This window comes from Marisediminitalea sp., from assembly GCF_984433645.1.
This window is the reverse complement of sequence record NZ_CFIDRX010000035.1, coordinates 1-22,032: the sequence shown is the minus strand read 5'-3', so window position 1 is coordinate 22,032 and position 22,032 is coordinate 1. Positions and strand designations below refer to the sequence as shown.

Sequence of the window (22,032 nt, the reverse complement as noted above, 5' to 3'; positions counted from 1 at the left end):
ATGCAGGATACCTGTGTGGCCTTTGAGCGTTTCAGTGCCATTATTTTGCGTTACTTTAACCCGGTTGGCGCGCATCCGAGTGGCCTGATTGGGGAAGATCCCAATGGCATTCCGAACAACCTGATGCCCTTTATAGCTCAGGTAGCCTGTGGCAAGCGCGAACAGCTGTCGGTATTTGGTAATGACTACCCAACCAGCGACGGTACCGGAGTACGTGATTACATTCACGTGTGTGACCTCGCGGAAGGGCATGTTGCAGCGCTGGAACAATTGGCGGCAAATCCAGGCTCACATATCATTAACCTGGGCACCGGACAGGGTGTCTCTGTATTGGAAATGGTCAAGGCCTATGAATCTGCCAGTGAACAACCGGTGCCATATAGAATTGCACCACGACGCCCGGGTGACGTCGCAAAATGCTATGCTAATGCCAATCGCGCCAAATCATTTCTGGGATGGCAGGCTACACGGGATTTAACTGACATGGTGGCCTCAAGCTGGCACTGGCAATCAAACAACCCTAATGGCTATCAGGGTGACAAGGAGTAATACAATGTCGCTATCACGTTCACTTCTCCGCTACGCGATTCCATTTTTTTGTGTCCTGTTGTTATCGATTGCCCTGAGTGCTAACGCTCGCGATATCGCAGTTGAAAACGGCGAAATGCGCTGGCAGGACACAGGCGAACCTGTCGCCCTGTTTGGTGTGAATTACAGTGCGCCGTTTGCCTATGGCTATCGCGCCATCGAGCGCCGCGGTATTGATCACAAAGCCGCTATCGACATGGATGTGGCTCACATTGCACGCCTGAAACTCGATGCCTACCGCATTCACGTGTGGGACAAAGTCATCAGCGACAAGCAAGGCAACCTGCTGAATAACCACAACCTTGAACTGTTTGACTACCTGATGATGCGTTTACAGGAACGCGGCATAAAGGCCATTATTACACCGATAGCATGGTGGGGCTCAGGTTACCCGGAGCCCGATCCGGAGGAACCCGGCTTTGCGGTTGGCTTCAGCAAGTCAGACATGAATGAAAAAGAACACTTAATTGCCGCTCAGGAACGTTATCTTACGCAGTTTTTGCAACACAAAAACCGCTATACCAATCGGGTAATTGGTACCGATCCTGACATCATTGCTTTTGAACTGTTCAACGAACCCAAGCATCCTCAACCTCCTGAGGACGCAAAGGCTTACGTAAACCGGCTGATTAACGCCGTGCGTGCAGCAGGCGTCACCAAACCCTTGTTCTACAACATTGCTGAACAAGGCAACAAGCCGCAATTTGCTGAGGCTTTGTGTAACAGCAACATCGACGGTATCGCCTATCAGTGGTATCCCACTGGACTGCTGAAATACAGCGCAATGAACACCAATATGTTGCCAGCGGTTTCACGCTATACCGATCCGTTTGCAGGCATCGAAGCCTGTGCGCCGAAGGCGCGAATGGTGTACGAATTTGACGCCGCAGACGTGGCACATACGGTTATGTACCCCGCGATGGCACGTAGCTTCAAACAAGCCGGCTTTCAGTGGGCCACGCAATTTGCTTACGATCCTGCGGTGATTGCCGACACCAACTCCGACTACAACACGCACTTTTTAAACCTGCTGTACACACCGGGCAAAGCGATAAGCCTGATGATTGCTGGCGAGGAATTTCGTGCACTGCCGGTTGATTACCAGGCTGCAGACTACCCGGCTAACAACCAGTTTGGGCATACACGCCTCAGCTACAACCAAAACCAGGCCGTATTCGACGATGGCAAGCAGTTCTATTACACCAACAGTACGAATACCAAACCCAAACAAGCAAATTCATTGGAACATATCGCCGGTGTCGGTAGCTCACCTCTGGTTAGTTACACCGGAAGCGGTGCCTACTTTCTGGACCGCCTGGAGAATGGTGACTGGCGTCTGGAAGTCTTCCCTGATGTGATCAACTTACAGGATGCGTATCAATCCTCAAGCTTGCAACGCGAGGTAAGCCGGTTATACGTGCAGCATCGCGATATTCAGATAAATTTGCCTGACCTGGGAAGCCGGTTTACTGCAGTACGTATTGGTGGCACTGAAGCAGAGCCCATCGCGCAAGCCGAGAAGGCAAAAAACGGGCGCATTACCGTGCAGCCCGGCATCTATGTGTTATCTGAAAAATCCGGCGTAAAGCCTGACTCCACCATCGATAACCGCTATTTTTTACCCACTATCCCCACTGTAGAGCCGGTGTTAATTCATCAGGCTGCACGGCAGCACACGCTTGGCGATCCCCTGATATTCCGCGTAGAAGCACAAGGAATCAGCAACAAAGCACAAGTGAGCCTGCAATTGAAATATCAGGGCTACAACGACTACCTGGCTATTCCTATGACAACGGCCGGACAGGGCGTGTTTGAAGCATCGTTGCCTGAAGATGACGCCTGGCAACAGCCCGGCAAATTGGAATATGTCTTTACGGTAAATGACAGCGGAAAAACTATAACATTTCCGGGCAAAGTAAGCGGTAGTCCTCAGGACTGGGACCATGTAACAGCGGGTCAGTACAACACGGTGTTAATGCCTGCGCTCTCGCCTGTTGTCATTTTCGACCCGGCCGTGGATCGCGCGGCGCTGATCACACCTCAACAAGCCATTGCATGGCCTGCCTCATCGGCCTCAGCGGACGGAGAGAGCGTGCGATTGGAGGTATTTGAGCCTCATCATCCCTTGGGAGGGTCTTTACTGCGCACCGAACTGCCTAAAGACCTGACGATTCAGGGCCGTGATTTAACCGGCTATAACGCATTGGCACTGCGAGTGAGAGCGACTACACACAAAGACATCCTGGCACTGGGTGTTATTGCCAATGACGGCCTGGCCTTCGGCGCCAGTGTTGCCATAACCAATGAATGGCAAACGCTTGTCATACCGCTGGATGCGCTGAAACCGGTTGCGACGGTTATGCCAAGGGCTTACCCCATGTTTATGCCTGTCACGTTACCAGCAAATAGCACAGCCGGCGCGTTGGATTTACAGCAGCTTAGTGGCTTGCAGTTGCAATTACCGGCGTCACGTTCAAACCATCACAAGCACCGTCGGGGGATAGAACTCGGCGAAGTTGCACTGGTCGCGTTAAGCGAATAAAACGAAAAAGGGACCGCATCAGGTCCCTTTTAACTATGCAGTATACTATTGCTCTATTTATAGGCTTTAAAGACGGCGTGATGCATATTCTCCGGATGGCCTCGCTGACCATAGGTAAAATCTGCAATAAGTTCGACTCGACTAAAGCCTGCATCCTCGATCATCGCGCGCAGACCCGACAAACTGAAACTCCACCAGGTTACGTCATTGTGACCGCCATGATATTGCAGGTATTTTCGCTCCCCCATGGCCTCCAGACTTGGATCGTAAACATCCGATATGATGGCGTATTCACGACATACTTTTGCAATATTCTGTAAGGCTTTTACCGGGTTGTTCAAATGGATAAGAAAATCACCAGAGTGAACAACGTCGAACATGCCGAACTTGTCTGGTGACAAGTCGTAGACATTACATATTACCCGTTCCACCTTGGAGTTATAGGCCGCTTTTGCAATAGCAAATCCGCGCCCGAACTTAATACTGAGCTCTTCCTCAGTTGCCTGCGCCATTCTTGATGGCAAATAGTCGCAGTCGGCTGGCCCTTCTACATCCAGCGCCAGCACCTCACTCGCGCCGCGTTTCTCTAATTCGAAGGCCCAGAACCCGTCGAATGTAGCCACATCCAGAACCCGTTTTCCGTCCAAACGGTCGGGCAAGCAGTAACGGTCTAATATCGGATTTTGATCGAATTGCCCTGGAGTAGTGAGTCCATTGTCAAAGTGAAGCGTGTGATACCAGTACGTACTGTTTATCTGCTCCTGAAGGGTTCCTTGTGCAACCGGGGCCGGCTGGGCAGAGGATTTCTCAACATCGGCGGCATGCTTATCCGTCATCTGTTTACGGCGCTTGCGTTGAATAGACGTTGTGAGCGCTTTCCACAGTGAACCATTATAAGCAATACTAATGCCCGCACTGTATTTGTCGGCAGTAATACCCAGCGTAAATCCTAAAAAGCTGACTTTCCTAAACGGCATAACTGTCGTATCTCCGGCGTTCCCTCGTTATTAAAATAGTAAGGCCATCAACACACCATTACAACAACTTGTGTGACACCGCATAAACCAGCATCCTCTGCACTCCCTTGTATTCGGCAATTCCACATTGCCATTGCAAAAACGGTTTTAATTCTGATTATTAACAATGAATGGTGAGGATTGAAACGCGGAAAATAATTAACGCAAGGGTAAAAGAAAGTACGAGGGAACAACCATTCCCTCGTCATTTCGGCCACTGTAAAATGTATTTACGACGGTGAATAAGGCAGTGAGGACTGGTGCGCAACAATTCTCAATTTGCCCGACTTGTCCTTCACGTAGGCGAACGTATATTCAACCTTTGTTTCCCCCCCTTTGGTATCAGAAAAATAGTAGTTACCCATTGCAACCGCCATGCTGCAACTGTTGTTGATGATGCCTACATTTTCAAATTTCACGTTGGTGTAAGGCTTAATGGCAAAGCCCTTGTCCTCGGAGTAAGACGCGTTGTCGCCTACAAAATACGACAGCGCTGCGTCGAAGCTCGATCGAAACTGTACTTTGGCTGCCAGTGTCGGTTTAAACAGAACACTGCTTAAATCGTAGCCATACATATCCTGAATAAAGTCTGCCGCTTCAGTTTTGTAATCTCCCTTGGCGGAAAACACTGACCCAATGCGGACAATGCCATCTCCCCACATTTTTTGGGCCTCAACCACTTCCCGCTCTGAGATGCACACATCCGAATATAATAATTGGTTGTCTACTACGGCTGACGAGACTGGCTGCGAAGCCACTTTACTTGCTTCATTTTGAAGTTGTTGAGATTGCGCTGTCGCACAACCAGTCAGAAATACAGAAGTCAGGGACAAAGCAACTAGCGATGGTAATTTAATATTTCTCATAGCAATACTCTCTTATCCAAATGAATCTAACGACTAACATGTCGCTGTGTGAATCTTCATGAATAAGTGTATTGAAGCAGTCTGAATAAGACTTGAAAGGAACATTAAAAGAACATTAAAAACGCCGGCTCTAATCTCACCAGGCCTGTAGTACCAGAATTAAGCTTGCGGAATGGTTGACGTAGCCAGCGCGCTGTTGAGGTGTCTCCGTGCACTGCGATAATCCGGAAAAAACACGGCATCGTTTATTTCCAACCCGGCTTTACTGCGCATAGCGTTGACCTGATGCCGGGCAATTGGTGAGCGCATCACATAAGCCTCGGCTCTACAGCCCCGGCTACCACAAGCCACAAAGGACTCGGTAAGAATAGTGAGTGCGTCAGCGGTGGCGGCTTCAAAGCCATTGGAAATACTCATGTAGGCCCAAGGCTGGTGTTCCAGAATGGAAACAAATTCAATAACATCACGTTTGAAGTTCTTGGCCAGCCGTACGCCACATGGCCCCTCAAACTGTGACACAAGCACATTGCCAATAATGCGTAACTTCACACTACCGTATTTGTCGTGGTAAAACACATCGTACAATTTTGCTGTCCGCGCTGAACTCACTAACGTCTCCATGCGTTGAATCTGTATCCGGGCACAACGCTGATAAACGCAGTACAACCTTTCTTGGTTATAGCGCTAACCGCTCAATTATTCAACAGGTTCTGCGAAATCTCACCGACATTGAAAATAATTACAGCCGCCCCATAGCGGCCAGTGTAGCAAATAAGATAATGCCGGCCGACAACACGAATAACAGAGCGCCCGACACAAGAATCAAAGCGCGTTGACCGCCGGCAGCACGCCTCGTTGACATCGACAGCGGTTGGGAACATGCCAGTCGGGTAGCAATAATACTCATGGGCAGCGCCAGTAAAACACCAAGAATTTCGACCACTTCCAGTGCCGTTGGCATTGGCGTAGGCGAGGTCGGAAATACGCGAGTCAGGTCGATAGCATAAACCCACAAGTAGCTCCCCCCTGCCAACACGGCTGCCTTAAATGCCCAGCGTTGGCGCTGAAAACAAAAGTACGCGAGCATAAAACTCCCTACCCCAAGTGCAGTAAGGTAGCTGTTAAACAGCGCCAGAATGATAGGTGAGATATGCGAGAAATCGCGGGTTTCTACTGGCCCGCCAGGGACAAGAATCGATAACCCCAGGCCAGATAACAACAATAATAACGAAAGTGTACGGTGCATAAAGTCCTCCAAATAACGATGAGAACAGTATCGGGTAGCCAGGGTGAACAAGAGGTAAAAAAAAGCCCCTGCGAGAGGGGCTTTTGATTTCTATAGCGGTGGTTACCACCAAATAATATAGAACGCGGCAACGACAATCGTCAGTGCCAGTGACGCCAGATTAAAGCCTGAGGTCGTTTTAAAGTTGATGTCATTCAGCTCAACCGCATTCGCGTGGTCACCTTTGCTTTCAATCAGGCTCACAATCACAGCTAAACCGACACACAGCAGGAATACGATACCAACACGGTCCATAAATGGCAGTTCAGGCAACAACAGTTTGAAACTCAGGCTGAACACGGCGGAGCCGATAGCAGCAACCAAACCACCATTTGCAGTGGTTTTCTTCCAGAACATACCTAATGCGAACAAGGCAACGATACCCGGAGTAAAGAAGCCAGTGAATTCCTGAATATACTGGAATGCCTGGTCGAACTGACCTAACAACGGCTTAGCGGCAACCATTGCAATCAACAAGGCAACCAGACTCACGATACGACCTACTTTTACATAGTGTTGCTGAGACTTACCCGGGTTGCGATCTTTGTAGATATCCATGGTGAAGATGGTTGAAACACTGTTGGTCATAGATGCCAGTGACGACACGATAGCTGCCACCAATGCAGCAAAAATAATCCCTTTCAAACCTACAGGCATTAGCGTCATTAACGACGGGTATGCCTGGTCAGCTTTTTCCAGATCTGGCACTAACAGCACAGCAGCAATACCCGGTAGCACCACAATCAACGGCATCAATACTTTAAGGAAAGCAGCGAATACGATACCTTTCTGCGCTTCATTCACACTCTTGGCTGCCAGCGTGCGCTGAATGATGTACTGGTTAAAGCCCCAGTAAGACAGGTTCATGATCCACAGACCACCAATAAGTACCGACAGGCCAGGCAGGTCCATATAGTGAGGGTTGTCTTCGCTTAGGATCATGTCGAACTTGCCAGGCAGTTGCTCGGTAACCGTAGCAAAACCAGCCAGTACGCCCTGGCCATCACCGATCAGATTTAACGCTGTATACGACAGGAACAAGCCACCTGCGACGAGCAGCACAACCTGAATAATGTCGGTCATCGCAACCGCCTTCAGGCCACCATAAAGTGAGTATGCCAGCGAGAACAGACCCAGGAAAATCATCCCGTACATCAGGTCCACGCCTGCCATGGTATTGATCGCTAATGCGCCCAACCACAACACCGCTGTAAGATTAACGAAGACATACACACCGAGCCAGAATACCGCCATAACCATACGTACACGGTGATCATAGCGCTGCTCGAGGAACTGCGGCATGGTGTAGATTTTGTGTTTCAGGAAAATAGGCAGGAAGTATTTACCAACAATGATTAGGGTAATCGCAGCCATCCACTCATAAGAGGCAATTGCCAAACCCACCATATAGCCAGATCCCGACATACCGATGATCTGCTCGGCAGAGATGTTTGCCGCAATCAATGAGGCACCAATGGCCCACCATGGCAAACTCGAGCCAGCAAGAAAGTAATCATTGGTGTCTTTTTCGTGTCCCTTTTCTTCACGTGATACCCACCAGGCAATCCCGATAAGCGCAACCACGTAAAGGACAAAGAGCGCAATATCCAACGTTGCTATGTTCATACTATTTTCCATACACTTTTTGTTGTTTTAATACTACATTGTTACTGCAACCAGCCGATTTGTTAAACAAATGCGCCTTGTTCCGCTGTGCAAATGTAAATCGTTTGTTTCAGTTGTGTGTGGGCATGATACTTGGCTTCTACCAGTTTAGACACCTTTTCGGTGAGATTTTTTGGTAATAAAGCAACAACACAACCACCGAAGCCACCGCCCGTCATTCGCACGCCACCCAGGCTGCCAATTTCCTCGCCAATGACTTCAACCAGGTAATCAATTGGCGGAACGGTGATTTCGAAATCATCGCGCATCGACACGTGCGATTGCGCCATTAGTTCACTGACTGTCGCAATGTCATTTTGCTTCAGTGCGGCAAACATGGCTTCTGTACGCGCATTTTCAGTAATGATGTGACGCGCACGACGAAACTCTTCATCGCTCATATTGGCCTGGTTCGCTGCCAGTAAGGTTAAGTCTGCCTCTCGCAAACTGGCTACGCCCATAGCGTTTGCCGCGCCTTCGCACTGCTGACGACGCAGGTTGTATTCACTGTCTACCAGCCCACGTTTTACGTTTGAATTGATGATCATAATGGCAAAATCATCTGGCAGACTTATGTATTGACGAGACAGGTCCCTACAATCCAGTAACATCGCCTGATCTTTTTTACCCATGGCTGAAATAAGCTGATCCATAATGCCGCAGGAACAGCCGACAAAATTGTTTTCTGCGCGCTGACCTATCAGTGCCGCATTGACACCGTCGATACCCAGTGAATACAGTTGGTTGAAGGCGCTGGCAATGGCAACCTCAAACGACGCAGAAGAACTGAGACCTGCACCTTGAGGAACGTTGCCAGTAATCACCAGGTTTGCGCCCTGCAGATCCGGGTAGTCTTGCAATAATTCTTTGCAAACGCCGCGGACATAGTTAGACCAGCCGGGGTAGTCAACGTGTTGGATATCATCGAGAGAAAATTCACACTGGGCGTAATCGTAATCGACGGCGACTACCCTAATAGTACGGTCATCACGCGGTGAGCCAACAATGCGGGTACCAAAATTGATTGCCGCGGGAAAAACAAATCCCTGGTTGTAATCAGTATGCTCACCGATCAGGTTTACCCTGCCTGGTGCGTGCACTTCAATTGTTGGGCTGTGTTGAAAAAACTCCTCAAATACAGCCAGTAATGCATTGTCTTTTGCCATCTTATTTCGTCTCTTTGTAATGCACGTTTGAAAGCGCACGCAGGCGTTCCGCAGCCTGTTCAGGGGTAATATCGCGCTGTGCTTCAGCCATCATCTCGTAACCGACCATAAATTTGCGCACACTTGCAGAACGCAGCAACGGCGGGAAAAAGTGGGCATGCAAGCCCCAGTCAGGACGTGCTTCGCCATTAAATGGCTGGCTGTGCCATCCCATTGAATAAGGAAATGATGTGTTGAACAGGTTGTCATATTTGGTCGTGATCACACCTACAATATCTGCCAGTGATGCAGCTTGCTCCGTGGTGATATCGGCAAGTGAAGACACGGCAAACCGAGGTAGTAACAGGGTTTCAAATGGCCAAGCGGCCCAGTATGGAACGACAACAACCCAGTCTTCGTTTCTGCATACCACGCGTTCTTCCTGTTCAATTTCGCGCTTTGCATAGTCTAGCAACAAGCTGCTTCCATGCGCTTGGAAATAGTCGGTAAAGCGTTCTGATTTCTTGGCGGCAAGGGTAGGCATGTGCTTTTGCGCCCAAACCTGTCCGTGCGGGTGCGGGTTGGAGCAGCCCATCATTGCGCCCTTGTTTTCAAACACCTGCACCCAGCCATAGGACTGGCTAAGCTCTGCAGTTTGCTCCATCCAGGTCGCAACCACAGCTTCGCGCTGCGAGTTAGTCAGTTCTGGTAGCGTTTTACTGTGATCGGGCGAAAAACAAATAACCCGGCTACAGCCTTGCTCAGCCTGAAAGCGAAACAAAGGATCATTCGACTCTGCGTCTGGCGTATCTTCCTGCAATGCGGCGAAATCATTGGTGAATACAAACGTTTGCTCGTAAACCGGATTCATTTCGCCGTTGATGCGTTTGTTGCCGGCACACAGGTAACAGGTTTCATCGTAAGACGGACGAGGGGTATTGTCGGGTTCATCGCTCTGTCCCTGCCAAGGACGTTTTGCGCGATGGGGAGATACCAACACCCATTCACCAATCAATGGATTGTATCGACGATGAGGATGATCAGAAGGATTGAACGCAGTTGTCATTCCAAAGCCCTTTAAGCTGTTCACTCGCCGAAATTCGCTAAAACCAGAGTCAGAATAGCAATCTTTCAGCGTGAGTTTATGATGAGGTAAAACGTTTTACCTATTGTAAATAAAAATTCCTTTTTGTAAACAAACGAAGTATGTAATTTTTTAACATCTACATTAGGATTTTCGCGATAATTATAATAATAATATAATTATCAATGATTTAACTTGGACAGGCTATAATGAAAACAGGCGGTGATTGCGCCGTCTCAGCGAATAATTTGCAACGAAATATTCATATTGCGACAACGCGCTTGTGTGGAAAGAGTCAGAATAAAACCGTAGCCACCTGTATGGCGGCTTTATAAAAATGCGCTTTTATTTAGCTCAGAACATCGAAATCATACTGAATAAATGCCTGATAAGGCCGTTCCGGCGAAACCCAAAAGTCCGGTCTGTCTGGCCAGTTGGGGGTGTCGGGATAGTTCTGAGCTTCCAGACACACACCTGCATATTGTTGAAAAGGATGTTCTCCCGCAGCATTTTGTGTCCCTTGCACAAAATTAGCTGAATACAACTGCACACCCGGCATATCCGTAGAGACCGTCATACGTCTCCCACTTTGTGGATCAGCCAGCACTGCGAACGGCCCGCCTTCACTGTTCAATACATAATTGTGATCATATCCACTGCCAATCTGCATTTGTGTGTGATCACTTACCAACGCTTTACCAATGGTTTTAGCTGGCTCAAAATCAAAAGGTGTATTCACTACTGGCATGAAATCTTTCGTCGTGATCAGCGTATCCGTAACCGGTGTAATAGCGCCGGAACGCAACTGCAAATGATGACTCAGCACATCGCCACCGGCGGCCAGATTGAAATACGCATGATTGGTCAGGCTTATTGGTGTTTTGAGGTCGGACTCAGCATGAAATAGAATCCGAAGGGTATTGTCATGGCCAAGAAGATAGCGCACTTCTACCTGTTTGTTGCCCGGAAAACCGCCTTCCAGGTGGCCGTGTTTCACAACGAGACGTAGCTCACAACCTTCAGCCGTTAATGTACCGGATGCATTCCAGATCTTATTGTGAAAACCACTGGGGCCGCTGTGCAGACAGTGCTCTCCATCGTTTTTATCGAGCGGGTAACTAACCCCGTCTACCTCAAACTGCGCCTGCGCGATACGATTAGCAACCGGCCCAACAGTGCGCCCTAAAAATGCGGTGTCAGCCAGGTAATCTTCAGCACTTGCCATACTGAGTACGACATTGTCGAATTCACCGTGTTTGTCTTGCACAAACACCCCAACCAATGTCGCGCCCAGTGTACTTACCTGTACCTGCATTCCCTGTTCATTGGTGAGGGTGTATAAATCCACTTCTGTGCCGCCAACCTTGCCGAAGGCTCGTGATGCTATTCCGGGCGTATTGTGTGTCATGCCATAACCTTTCTAAAGAGTGTTGCAAGAAAGGTTATACGTTTTACCTCATAAATCAATAAGTGTGGTAAACTCTTGTTAACAATTTGTTCAAGCAAGCCTTTTTAACGAACAAAAACATAACACCCACTGTGGGAAATGTTTTACTCTACCAATGAAGATGTGTTACAGGATTTCTTAGCTACATGGCAACAATTAAAGATATAGCCAGCGCTGCAGGTGTGTCACTGGCCACCGTTTCCCGGGTCATTAACAATGGCCCTAAAGTCGGCGACGCCACCCGGGAGCGCGTAAAGAAGATTATGGACGAAATGGGGTACCGGCCCAATGCCAACGCCCGGGCACTGGTTACCCAGCGCAACCCCGCCATCGGCGTGGTGATTGCCGAATTGCACGACCCCTTCTTTGCCAGTCTGGCTCATGGTATTGAAACCCTGTGTCGCACCAGCAATATTCAGATTCTGATGAGTGCCGGCTCCACCAGCCCGGAAACCGAAATGCGGGCAATAGAAACCCTGATGGAGCACCGCTGTGAAGCCATGGTTGTGCACAGTAAATTTCTGGACGACGATACACTGGTGCACTTTGCCAATCAGGTACCGGGATTTGTGCTAATCAACCGCTATATAGAGGCTATCGGCAATCGTTGCGTGTGGCTGGATAACCAGGCAGGCGGTAAGTTAATGGCCGAACACATTTTACATCACGGCCACGAAGACATCGCCGTTATTAGCAGTCGTTACCAAATTCTCGACCCGGTTCAGCGTTTAGACGGCATTAAGCTGGCACTAAGTGAAGCGGGCAAAAGTCTGCCGGATTCACACATTGAGTTTGCTACGCCTGATCAGGAAGGTGGTGAAGCTGCAGTACAGAATTTGCTGTCTCGCGGCGTGAAATTCAGCGCTATTCTGGCGTACAACGATGCCATGGCGGCTGGTGCCCTGTCTATGTTATTGGATCACAACATTGCAGTACCCGATAAAGTCTCGCTAATTGGCTACGATGACGTGCTACTGGCAAAGTACTGTCGCCCTAAATTAACCACGCTTCGCTACCCCATAGAAATGATGGCGACACATGCTGCGAAACTGGCACTGGATTGTGCGAAGGGTGAGTTTCCTGAGCCTGGCACTACGTTTAAGTATACTCCTACCATTGTGAAACGAGACTCGGTAAGCCGGGTTAAATAACCCTTATGGGGTAAGCGCGACTAGCTGTTCTGCGATACCCTGCTGTTTGACATCCAATGCGAACACAGCACCGGAAAGCGGGTACCTGTTCAGCAGCGTATCATTCAATCCAATACGGGCTGTAGTAACGAATAACGTATCGAATGCACTGCCTGCAAACAGCACGTTAGTCACCTGCGGCGCGGGAAGCATAATATGACGGATGAGTTTCCCCGTCGGCGCATAACACCGAATGCCGTATCCTTGCCAACAGGCCACCCAAATTCGGTCGTTGGCATCCACCGTAAGGCCATCAGGATAGCCGTCTGAAGCGGAGAACTGAATAAACGGCTGCTTGTCTGTCAGACCGCCTGCGTTATTTACCCTGGCGCGATAAATGACCCTTTCTGCAGAACTTACGGTATACAAATATTCACCGGATACGCTAAACGCAGGGCCGTTCGACACCACATAGCCATGATCGACCTCGGCGGCTCCCTCAGCGGATAAGCGGTAAAGTTTACCACTGGGCAGTTGTTCGTTGTTGTCCATAGAACCAAAATACAATCGCCCTTCGCGATCAGTCTTGGCGTCGTTCAGACGATTTGTAGCAGGTTCGTTAGGTAACTCGCACACTTTTCCCGCTTGCTCAAAATGTGCATTAAGCCAGTACACACCACTTTGAAACCCTGCGATCCACCTGCCTTCTGTGGTTTCCTTAATCCAGCCAATCGGCTCTGGCATCGCAATTCGCTGGATGTCACGTGACTGCAAACACATAGCAAATAACGCAGGGGCTTTAATATCGACCCAAAAAAGACGGTTAAGTCGAGCGCTGAAATGAAGACCTTCACCGAGTGTGCAGGCAACTGGATAGGTAGCGAGAAGCGAGGCAACAGCCATAATAGAGTGACTTAAATGAAACAATAACCGGCGGTTAGTGTGCCAGAATCAACGCCATGCCTGCAAATGCAGCCACGGCCAGAATAAGCTTGCGGATGAAGAGTTCATTGAGTCTGCGGTTTACAAAATAAGACAGCAACCAACCAGTCAGGATAGCCGGGATACAGCGCAGAAAGAGCTCGAGGTCTTTATGTCCGGCCGCGCCGGTAAACCAGAGCACCGCGATACCAAACATATTGATATACACGAAGAACACACTGAGATTAGCTTTAATTTTGTTTTTGTCTTCCGACTGATAGAGCAGGCCCATCGGTGCACCACCCGCAGACGTTGTGGTACCCATAAATCCCGAGACCATGGCTGCGATAAGATTACTGATCACACTGATGCGCGGCCTGACACCGACCATCGACAAAATAACCGCAGCCAGAATACAAAAGCCAAGAAGCATCTGGTACTGATGGGCATCTATAAACAACAATACGCTGCCCGCCACCAGCACACCTGCGGTGCCACCGAGAATGGAGAAGCCGGTCTGTTTTAAATCAATGTCGTATTGATGCTTCACCGCCAACAAGGTTGTTAACAATAATGCATTCAGGATCATGGGCCCTGGCACCAGCTCCGGCATGAGCAGGTAGATCAAGGGCGCCCCTAACAACCCCAAACCAAAGCCGATGACGCTTTGCAGGCAGGCTCCCACAATCAAGACCAGATACACCAACATAAAATCGGTCAAGCAAACATTCCTTTCGTAAGCACAACTCGCGTGTTACTCACCACAATTTACATATTATATTACTTTTTATGTGGTGCACATTGCCAGAAATTACACAATTTTGCAACAACTGACGATTACGGATGCTAATAGTATGATTACGGAATGTTGATCAGCGCGTTCTGACACTCGCCGGCACGCTATTGTCAGCTGAAAGCCGGCAAAATAAATAGAGTAAAACCGGCGAGCCATTCGATGCAAAGTGTGAAGAAATTTTTAGAAAAGTGAGGCTGAAATACGCTCGAGGCCGGGTATTACACCCAGCCTGCGTCGATGATAAGGGTTTGCGCAGTCATCATTTTGCTGTCATCAGAAGCCATAAACAACGCTGCTCGGGCAATATCAATAGGCAACAGCGTTTCATGGATACATTGCGCTTGTTGTACTTCTTCTACAATATCGGGACTCGCCCATCGGGTCATCTGACGCTCTGTCATCACCCATCCGGGAACCAGTGTATTCACGCGAATTTTATCTGCGCCTAACTTGGCAGCCAGGGTACGTGTCAGCCCATCGATAGCCGCTTTGGCTGTGGTGTATACCGGCATGCAAGTTTGCTTTTGACGCCAGCTCACAGAGCCCACGTTAATAATGCTGCCACCGCCACCACGGCGCATTTGTTCAACCACGGCTTTGGCAGCGAAGAAGCTCGGACGCAGGTTCACGTCAATGCGATCCTGCCAGTAGTCTTCATCCACGTCTTCCAGCTCGTGGCGGGTGTCATCGGCAGCGTTATTAACCAATACGCTAACATCACCATTGACTTCACCGGCTTTGGCTATGGCTCTTTCAAGGCAAGCGATATCGCGTATGTCACACTCAATAAACAGCACGTCTGCACCGTAGCGTTGAGAGACACGTTCGACAAGGGCCTGACTTTTCTCGCGGTTGACGTCGACAAAGCAGACTTTGGCGCCCTGAGCACTGAACTGCTCAACCATGACTTCACCAATACCGGTGCCTCCACCAGTGATGAATACACTTTTGCCACGCAGGCTAGGATACTGTGCGTTTGTATCAGAAGATTGGATCATAACCAGATGTTACCAGCGGTAAACGACAAAAATACCATATCAGAAATGCGGTTAAAGATCTTTACTCTGCCGTCGCAGATTCACTGATTTTTAACTCGATGTAAGCCATCGCTTCGTCAATTAAATATGCCATCATGTTCTTCGCACGCTCTGCTTCACCACTTTTAATTGCCAGATAAATCTTGCGATGTTCATCGGCAATGGTTTGCAAACTGTCTTTTGCATTGGTGGTGTACTGGAAACTTACGTTCAGTGCTGTCGTGATAAAGTCGCGTAACTGATAGAAAAAGCGGTTGCCGCTGGCCAGTAGAATGGCGGTGTGAAACGCCAAATCAGGCTCGTGAATTGAACCGTGGGTTTGCGCGGCATTGTCCATTTCCAACAACGCCTTTTCGATTTGCGCAATCGCTTCAGGTGAACCATGACGGGCCGCCAGCGCTGCAGCTTGTGGCTCAATAGCCAGGCGCATTTGCAGAAACTCTTTCAGGACCAACAGCGACGGACTGCTTTCCAGCATCCAGCCCAGCACACTGGTATCGTACAGATTCCAGTTTTCAGGCGGCTCTACGCGGATCCCCTGGCGAGGTCTGGAGGAAATCAGCCCTTTTGCCGCCAGCATTTTTACGGCTTCGCGTACCGCGGTACGGCTAATGCCGTATTCATCACATAATTGTGCTTCGGTAGGCAAACCACTGCCTTCACCGTATTTGCCTGCAATGATTGACTTGCCCAGCTCATTTGTTACTCGCTGAGATAGGTTTAAATTCTCAATTCGCGCCATGGGATTTTATTCTTTTCTGCTTATTGGCTCACACCGACATACTATCATACTTTTTGATCGGCGCTGCGCTAGGCTATTGTTAAAATTCTGAACCCATCATAATTATCTAAAGCCCCATTGTGCAAGCACTTCGGGCGTTTAATTGCACGGATATTGGCATCGTCACACACTCAACGCGTTAACGCAGCATTAACAAAAACACTTCCCATGAACACATTTGTAATATAATATTTTTATCCAATAATTTTTATGCTGTACATTTCAAGGTTCATTCATGGTTGAATTAAGTACCCTCGACTGGCTCGTACTGGCCGGATTTTTTGTCCTTCTGCTCGGCGTCGTCGGGATGTCGATGCGTCAAAAGGAAGAAGACACCGCGGACTATTTCCTGGCCGGTCGTAACGCCAGCTGGCTGGTGATTGGTGCCTCCATTTTCGCCTCTAACATCGGTTCGGAGCATCTGGTAGGTTTATCCGGCTCTGGTGCCCAGTCTGGCATGGCGCTGGCGCACTGGGAATTACAATCCTGGATCATATTGTTGCTGGGTTGGTTCTTTGTGCCTTTTTACTGGAGCAGCAAAGTTTACACCATGCCCGAGTTTCTGGAGCGCCGCTACAACTCAAAATCGCGCACCTTTTTGTCGGTTATCTCACTGGTCAGCTATGTGTTAACGAAGGTCGCCGTAACGGTTTACGCCGGCGGTATCGCGTTCAAAACCATTCTGGGTATCGACAGCATTTGGGGTATCGACTTCTTCTGGATTTCGGCATTGGGCCTGGTCATCATCACCGGAATTTATACGGTGTTAGGTGGTATGAAAGCCATTATGTGGACGTCTGTTCTGCAAACGCCTGTGCTGATTATTGGTTCAGTCGTGATTCTGGTCGTCGGGCTGGATCAGGTTGGCGGCTGGTCTGAAGTTGAGCGAATCAACGAAGCGAACCTGCACCTGATACGTTCGGCCAGTGACGCAGAATTCCCTTGGCCTGGCATCATCTTTGGCTCGTTTATTATCGGTTTCTGGTACTGGTGTACCGACCAATACATTGTACAACGCGTACTGTCAGCCAAAGGCATTAAGGAAGCCCGTCGCGGTACCATGTTTGCCGGTTACCTTAAGTTGCTGCCCGTATTTATATTCCTGTTCCCGGGCATGATTGCGGTAGCCTTAAAAACCAAAGGCATTATTAGCTACGACAGCGCCGACCAGGCCTTCCCCACCCTGGTTGCACAATTACTGCCTTCTGGCGTAAAAGGGATAGTAATCGGTGGTTTGGTCGCCGCCCTGATGAGTTCATTGGCGTCTCTGTTTAACTCTTCGGCCACCCTGTTCACGATCGATTTCTACAAGAAATTTAAACCTGAATCCAGCGAGAAGCACCTGCTGAAGGTTGGCCGTATCGCAACGGTTGTGATCGTTATCCTGGGTATTCTGTGGATTCCGGTAATGAGCCTGATTGCTGACGTATTGTATGAATACCTGCAAAGTGTTCAGTCGCTAATTGCACCGGGCATTGCCGCTGTGTTCCTGCTGGGCTTGGTAAGCCGTCGCATTACGCCGGCAGCCGGTTATATTGGCCTGGTATCAGGCTTTGTACTGGGCATGATTCGTTTGGTCCTCCTGCCTTTCAAGGAGAGCATAGAGAGCACATCTTTAGCCTGGATCATTGAAATGAACTGGCTGTATTACTGTATTTTGCTGTTCGTCATTGTCACTGTGATCATGATTGTGGTGAGTATGTTTACCGAGCGTGCGAGCGAAGAAAAACTCAAAGGCCTGACATTCAGAACCTTAGGCAAGGGCACCATGCGTGAGGTCATCGACGGCTTAGACAAATGGGATTACATCCATACCGTAGGCATTTTAGGTATCACCGCATTTATCTATATTCGCTTCTGGTAGTGATCGGTTAACAATAACCCTGGATAGCGGGCGATGACGCAGTTTGTGGTCGCCCGCTTTTTCGTATTTGAAACCAATTTAAAAAAAGCCAGCCAGTGCATGCTTACTTGCATTAGGCTCACCAAAACACAACCATCAAATACATTCACTTGCTTATGACACGATATTTATTACCTGCACTACTGCTACTGTTAACTCACGCCACACAGGCGAAGACCTACCAGGTTTATTATCTTGGAGGCCAATCCAATATGGCAGGATATGGCAATAATGCTGAGCTCAACGCACCCTACAATGCACCTTTGCCTGAAGTGCGCATGTTCAACGGCAATCCGGCGGGCGATTTTAGTAAGGGTGGCGGCCGCGGTATGTGGGACTCGCTACAGCCTGGCTTCGGCAGAAAATTTAAGTCATCGGGCAAGGAAAATATGCACTCAGCTTTTTTCGGGCCGGAAGTTGGCTTTGGACACCGTATCGCGGAACTCTATCCGGACCAAAACATTGCCATCATCAAATACGCATTGGGCGGCTCTGCTCTGGGGTACGGCGTAGGGAACAACTGGTACCCGGACTATCGTCGCGGCAACGGAATTAACCAGTACGATCATGCGCTGACGACGTTAAGACAAGCCTTTGCCGAGCGTGACATCGATGGTGATGGTGAGGCCGACACCTTGATCCCTGCGGGAATAATTTGGATGCAGGGAGAGTCTGACGCCTATGACAGCGAAATAGTTGCCAATCAGTATTTGCAGAACCTGAAAAACATCATGGCCTTGCTGCGCGCTGCTCTGCGAGCGCCGGACCTACCGGTTGTAGTGGGTAAGATTACCGACTCTCACAATGACCCGGAAGACGGTTTACGGATGAATTGGGGGCACATAGTGCAACAGGCACAGCGTGTCTTCGAGCAGGAAGATGTTTGCGCGGACTTAGTTACCGTTACGGAGACGTTTAAGCATTTGGATGATGGCTGGCATTATAATTCGGCGGACTACATTACTTTGGGCAAAGCGTTTGCCGAGAGCATTAGGAAGCTCGAAAAAGGCTGTGGTACCGCACAATAAGTACGCCGTGCAAGTCAGTGCCAGTGACATTAACACCGGCACTGATTTTGGTTCACAGGGCTGCCTTTCAGGCATCCTTTTTCAAAGATGCCAAAAGAAAATCAATTAAGCCAGGCCTGCCAACCTCAATGCTCTGAAATAGCAAAAAATCTCTCTATCTCACTGTTTAAGTTAAAAAAAATAGCTATTACTAGTCGGAACACTTGGGGTTCCAGCTCACTACCCCAACAAAAGCATAAATGATAACCGTTATCATTACTATTGACTATTACATCTGGCGACTTATCATATGCGCCTTTCTTTACACTTCTTTACATATCTTTACACAGACGAAGACATTGCGTCTGATGACTCACGAAGAAAGGATAACTATGAAAGCTCGACTCACTGTTTCACGCCTTGCCATGGCGGTAGGATTAAGTTTCTCTATGAATGCCATCGCATCCAGTATCCCGGATAGCGAAGATATCGAGCATTTGGTGGTTACCGCGACTGGCTTTGAGCAAAAAATTACCGAAGCGCCAGCCAGCATCTCCGTGATCACCGCAGAAGATTTAAAAACCCGTTCGTTTACCTCTTTACTGGATGCGGTTAAGTATCAGGAAGGTATCGATATTGGTACGACCCGCGATAAAACAGGTCAGGGTAGCGTGAGTATGCGTGGCCTTACTGGTGAGTACACCCTACTTTTAATTGACGGTCGTCGCCAGAACAACCACGGCGATATTTACCCGAACAACTTTGGCGGAAATGCCTTTAACCACCTGCCGCCGCTGGATACCATTGAGCGTATCGAAGTGATTCGTGGGCCGGCATCTACTTTGTATGGTGCGGATGCACTGGGCGGCGTTATTAACGTGATCACCAAAAAGCATCGCAATGACTGGGGTGGCAACATTACCTTCGGTCGCAGCGTGCAAACTAACGACGATTTCGGTAATGACATTACCACAGACTTCTCGGTAACCGGTCCGCTAATTGACAACATTCTGAGCCTGGGTATTCGCGGCAGTTTATACGAACAACAAGCCTCTACCCCACAACTTGCCCCGGCGGTTGATCCAAACGGCACAGTTCACGTGCGCTCTTTGGGTTTTGGTAGTGGTGGTCGTACCGTAGACAACAACAGCGAACATTACGGGTTTACCCTGAACTACACGCCTGCCGAAGGTCATGAAATCGGATTCGATTACGACAACTCGCACCAGGAATACGACAATACCCCGGAATACAATCTGGAAACCGGTGAAATTATTTATCCACTGGGTACGCGTGACAGCATTGAAAGCTTGTGGCAGGCACGTCGTGGTCAGGTAAACCCGCGTGCAGGCTATGCTGCAGAGCAAGAATTTGACCGTGAGTGGTGGTCCTTAACCTACGACGGCAAGCTGGACTTCGGTGTGATTGCCGCATCACTCGCCTATGTAGACACGCAAAATAATGGCCGTACTCTGCCGCTGAGCGTAAGTGAACGTCAATTGCTTCAGGCTATGTATGACGCCACTGGCGAATACGCAGACATGAGCGAAGACGAGCGCCGTGACCTGGCTGAAGCCACGTTCCTACCGCGCCCGGCCCGTCCACTGGACAGCAGTCAATATACTTTCGACCTGCGTATGGATATTCCGGTTGAAGATATGGCCGGTGATCATAACTTCGTAGTAGGTGCACAGATCATTGACGGCGAACTGCAGGACGGCGTATTTGGTTTGGAATCAGGTAACGCAGGCGCAGTACAGGAACAGAAAATGTACTCATTATTCGCTGAAGATAACTGGGGTATTCTGGACAATATGACGGTAACGGCGGGTTTCCGTTATGACCATCACGACGTGTTCGGCAGCCAGACCTCTCCTCGTCTATATGCTGTTTACAACATCTCTGATTACTGGACAGTCAAGGGCGGTGTAAGCACGGGTTATAAAACGCCACAAACGACCGACCTGTACGACGGCATCATTGGTTTCGGCGGTCAGGGTACCAGCCCATTTGCGGGTAACCCGGATCTGCAACCAGAAACAAGCGTAAACTCAGAAATTGCCCTGTACTGGAGCAAAGACGAGCACAACTTTAATATCACCTATTTCAGCACCGATTTTGAAGACAAAATTGCCCGCGGTAATACGGTACAAAGCTGTAACACCACTGGCGGCGTTCGCCCTTGTGTAAACCTGGGTGAATACGACGAACTGGGCTACGACACTTACAGTCAGCGTATCAATATCGATAAAGTGGAATTACAGGGTATTGAAATGGCTGGGCGCTACGCCTTTACCGCTGAGTGGTCAATTTACGCCAACTACACCTGGACTGACAGTGAGCAGAAAAGTGGTTCACAAGCTGGCCTGCCGCTTACCAATACCGCTGAGCACATGGCCAATGTCAACATTACCTGGGACATCAACGCCGACCTGAATGTGTATTTGCAAGGTGAGTTCCGCTCTGATCGCTACCGCGGTTACGATTCGGTACTGGAACGTGAGCTTTACTTCAAGAACTACTCGCTGCTGAACCTGGGCGCGCGCTGGACACTGAATGACTATGTGGTTGTGAACCTGCGTATCAACAACCTGTTGGATCGCGACTTCACAACTTACTCAGTGACTTACGACGATCTGAACAACGACGGGCAGTTTGAATACCTGACCGGTCGGGGCGTGACCAGTGAAGTGAACTTTACTGACGACTACAACGTGAAAGACAAAGCCCGTAACTTATGGGCGGGCGTTACAGTCAGCTTCTAAGTGAAAGTGTGTGTGCTTAAAAGCCCCGGGTATGTCTGATATCCGGGGCTTTTT

The 22,032-nt window shown here is 49.1% G+C and carries 18 protein-coding genes; 6 read left to right on the top strand and 12 right to left on the bottom strand.

Annotated elements, in window-relative coordinates:
* The coding region (locus AC4MRN_RS06860) for an NAD-dependent epimerase/dehydratase family protein (protein WP_491202853.1) at window positions 1-549 on the top strand (549 nt) is incomplete at its 5' end.
* A 4-nt stretch (window positions 550-553) separates the two neighbouring features.
* Window positions 554-3,130, top strand: a complete 2,577-nt coding sequence (locus AC4MRN_RS06855; RefSeq protein WP_491202852.1) for a cellulase family glycosylhydrolase — start codon at window positions 554-556, stop codon at window positions 3,128-3,130.
* Window positions 3,131-3,183: 53 nt separating this feature from the next.
* Here the strand turns inward: AC4MRN_RS06855 and AC4MRN_RS06850 are convergent, their stop codons facing one another.
* The 8 genes from AC4MRN_RS06850 to AC4MRN_RS06815 form a co-directional block, all read right to left on the bottom strand.
* Window positions 3,184-4,107 carry a class I SAM-dependent methyltransferase gene (locus AC4MRN_RS06850; RefSeq protein WP_491202851.1) on the bottom strand — a complete coding sequence of 308 codons (924 nt, stop codon included), beginning with the start codon at window positions 4,105-4,107 and terminating at the stop codon, window positions 3,184-3,186.
* A gap of 269 nt (window positions 4,108-4,376) precedes the next feature.
* Window positions 4,377-5,012: a metal-independent carbonic anhydrase family protein gene (locus AC4MRN_RS06845; protein ID WP_255052373.1), complete on the bottom strand. Its 636-nt coding sequence runs from the start codon at window positions 5,010-5,012 to the stop codon at window positions 4,377-4,379.
* Between the two features lie 159 nt (window positions 5,013-5,171).
* Window positions 5,172-5,621, bottom strand: coding sequence for a hypothetical protein (locus AC4MRN_RS06840; RefSeq protein WP_370164361.1), 450 nt, complete (start codon window positions 5,619-5,621; stop codon window positions 5,172-5,174).
* A 130-nt stretch (window positions 5,622-5,751) separates the two neighbouring features.
* A complete protein-coding gene (locus AC4MRN_RS06835) occupies window positions 5,752-6,258 on the bottom strand; it encodes a DUF8051 family protein (protein WP_491202850.1) in 507 nt (168 codons plus the stop codon).
* Window positions 6,259-6,360: 102 nt separating this feature from the next.
* Window positions 6,361-7,923 (bottom strand): sodium/sugar symporter, encoded by a 1,563-nt coding sequence (locus AC4MRN_RS06830; RefSeq protein ID WP_491202849.1) that lies wholly within the window; start codon window positions 7,921-7,923, stop codon window positions 6,361-6,363.
* Window positions 7,924-7,985: 62 nt separating this feature from the next.
* Window positions 7,986-9,128 (bottom strand): galactokinase, encoded by a 1,143-nt coding sequence (galK, locus tag AC4MRN_RS06825; RefSeq protein WP_491202848.1) that lies wholly within the window; start codon window positions 9,126-9,128, stop codon window positions 7,986-7,988.
* A gap of 1 nt (window position 9,129) precedes the next feature.
* The gene (locus AC4MRN_RS06820; protein ID WP_370242357.1) at window positions 9,130-10,173 is read right to left on the bottom strand and encodes a UDP-glucose--hexose-1-phosphate uridylyltransferase; all 1,044 of its coding nucleotides are present in this window, start codon (window positions 10,171-10,173) and stop codon (window positions 9,130-9,132) included.
* 367 nt (window positions 10,174-10,540) lie between these two features.
* Window positions 10,541-11,599: an aldose epimerase family protein gene (locus tag AC4MRN_RS06815; RefSeq protein WP_155016165.1), complete on the bottom strand. Its 1,059-nt coding sequence runs from the start codon at window positions 11,597-11,599 to the stop codon at window positions 10,541-10,543.
* 185 nt (window positions 11,600-11,784) lie between these two features.
* Here AC4MRN_RS06815 and AC4MRN_RS06810 point away from each other — a divergent pair, with 185 nt between their 5' ends.
* Window positions 11,785-12,789, top strand: coding sequence for a LacI family DNA-binding transcriptional regulator (locus AC4MRN_RS06810; RefSeq protein ID WP_155016166.1), 1,005 nt, complete (start codon window positions 11,785-11,787; stop codon window positions 12,787-12,789).
* Window positions 12,790-12,792: 3 nt separating this feature from the next.
* Here the strand turns inward: AC4MRN_RS06810 and AC4MRN_RS06805 are convergent, their stop codons facing one another.
* The 4 genes from AC4MRN_RS06805 to AC4MRN_RS06790 all read right to left on the bottom strand — a co-directional run bounded on the left by AC4MRN_RS06805 (window position 12,793) and on the right by AC4MRN_RS06790 (window position 16,264).
* Entirely contained in the window at window positions 12,793-13,671 is an 879-nt protein-coding gene (locus tag AC4MRN_RS06805) for an SMP-30/gluconolactonase/LRE family protein (RefSeq protein ID WP_491202847.1), read from the bottom strand.
* Window positions 13,672-13,705: 34 nt separating this feature from the next.
* A complete protein-coding gene (locus AC4MRN_RS06800; RefSeq protein ID WP_073317063.1) occupies window positions 13,706-14,410 on the bottom strand; it encodes a sulfite exporter TauE/SafE family protein in 705 nt (234 codons plus the stop codon).
* A 293-nt stretch (window positions 14,411-14,703) separates the two neighbouring features.
* Entirely contained in the window at window positions 14,704-15,483 is a 780-nt protein-coding gene (locus tag AC4MRN_RS06795; protein ID WP_073317066.1) for an SDR family NAD(P)-dependent oxidoreductase, read from the bottom strand.
* A 61-nt stretch (window positions 15,484-15,544) separates the two neighbouring features.
* Window positions 15,545-16,264 (bottom strand): FadR/GntR family transcriptional regulator, encoded by a 720-nt coding sequence (locus AC4MRN_RS06790; protein WP_073317069.1) that lies wholly within the window; start codon window positions 16,262-16,264, stop codon window positions 15,545-15,547.
* A 274-nt stretch (window positions 16,265-16,538) separates the two neighbouring features.
* Between AC4MRN_RS06790 and AC4MRN_RS06785 the strand changes: the two genes are divergently transcribed.
* The 3 genes from AC4MRN_RS06785 (at window position 16,539) to AC4MRN_RS06775 (ending at window position 21,978) form a co-directional block, all read left to right on the top strand.
* Window positions 16,539-18,167, top strand: coding sequence for a sodium:solute symporter (locus AC4MRN_RS06785; protein ID WP_073317072.1), 1,629 nt, complete (start codon window positions 16,539-16,541; stop codon window positions 18,165-18,167).
* 155 nt (window positions 18,168-18,322) lie between these two features.
* A complete protein-coding gene (locus AC4MRN_RS06780; protein WP_073317075.1) occupies window positions 18,323-19,234 on the top strand; it encodes a sialate O-acetylesterase in 912 nt (303 codons plus the stop codon).
* Between the two features lie 371 nt (window positions 19,235-19,605).
* Window positions 19,606-21,978 carry a TonB-dependent receptor domain-containing protein gene (locus AC4MRN_RS06775; protein ID WP_491202846.1) on the top strand — a complete coding sequence of 791 codons (2,373 nt, stop codon included), beginning with the start codon at window positions 19,606-19,608 and terminating at the stop codon, window positions 21,976-21,978.
* Window positions 21,979-22,032 lie beyond the last annotated feature (54 nt).

What these genes read in the sequence shown, in the direction of transcription:
- AC4MRN_RS06855 (WP_491202852.1), top strand. Translation starts at nt 554, where the DNA reads ATGTCGCTATCACGTTCACTTCTCCGCTACGCGATTCCATTTTTTTGT.
- AC4MRN_RS06850 (WP_491202851.1), bottom strand. Translation starts at nt 4,107, where the DNA reads ATGCCGTTTAGGAAAGTCAGCTTTTTAGGATTTACGCTGGGTATTACT.
- AC4MRN_RS06845 (WP_255052373.1), bottom strand. Translation starts at nt 5,012, where the DNA reads ATGAGAAATATTAAATTACCATCGCTAGTTGCTTTGTCCCTGACTTCT.
- AC4MRN_RS06835 (WP_491202850.1), bottom strand. Translation starts at nt 6,258, where the DNA reads ATGCACCGTACACTTTCGTTATTATTGTTGTTATCTGGCCTGGGGTTA.
- AC4MRN_RS06830 (WP_491202849.1), bottom strand. Translation starts at nt 7,923, where the DNA reads ATGAACATAGCAACGTTGGATATTGCGCTCTTTGTCCTTTACGTGGTT.
- galK (WP_491202848.1), bottom strand. Translation starts at nt 9,128, where the DNA reads ATGGCAAAAGACAATGCATTACTGGCTGTATTTGAGGAGTTTTTTCAA.
- AC4MRN_RS06820 (WP_370242357.1), bottom strand. Translation starts at nt 10,173, where the DNA reads ATGACAACTGCGTTCAATCCTTCTGATCATCCTCATCGTCGATACAAT.
- AC4MRN_RS06815 (WP_155016165.1), bottom strand. Translation starts at nt 11,599, where the DNA reads ATGACACACAATACGCCCGGAATAGCATCACGAGCCTTCGGCAAGGTT.
- AC4MRN_RS06810 (WP_155016166.1), top strand. Translation starts at nt 11,785, where the DNA reads ATGGCAACAATTAAAGATATAGCCAGCGCTGCAGGTGTGTCACTGGCC.
- AC4MRN_RS06805 (WP_491202847.1), bottom strand. Translation starts at nt 13,671, where the DNA reads ATGGCTGTTGCCTCGCTTCTCGCTACCTATCCAGTTGCCTGCACACTC.
- AC4MRN_RS06795 (WP_073317066.1), bottom strand. Translation starts at nt 15,483, where the DNA reads ATGATCCAATCTTCTGATACAAACGCACAGTATCCTAGCCTGCGTGGC.
- AC4MRN_RS06790 (WP_073317069.1), bottom strand. Translation starts at nt 16,264, where the DNA reads ATGGCGCGAATTGAGAATTTAAACCTATCTCAGCGAGTAACAAATGAG.
- AC4MRN_RS06785 (WP_073317072.1), top strand. Translation starts at nt 16,539, where the DNA reads ATGGTTGAATTAAGTACCCTCGACTGGCTCGTACTGGCCGGATTTTTT.
- AC4MRN_RS06780 (WP_073317075.1), top strand. Translation starts at nt 18,323, where the DNA reads ATGACACGATATTTATTACCTGCACTACTGCTACTGTTAACTCACGCC.
- AC4MRN_RS06775 (WP_491202846.1), top strand. Translation starts at nt 19,606, where the DNA reads ATGAAAGCTCGACTCACTGTTTCACGCCTTGCCATGGCGGTAGGATTA.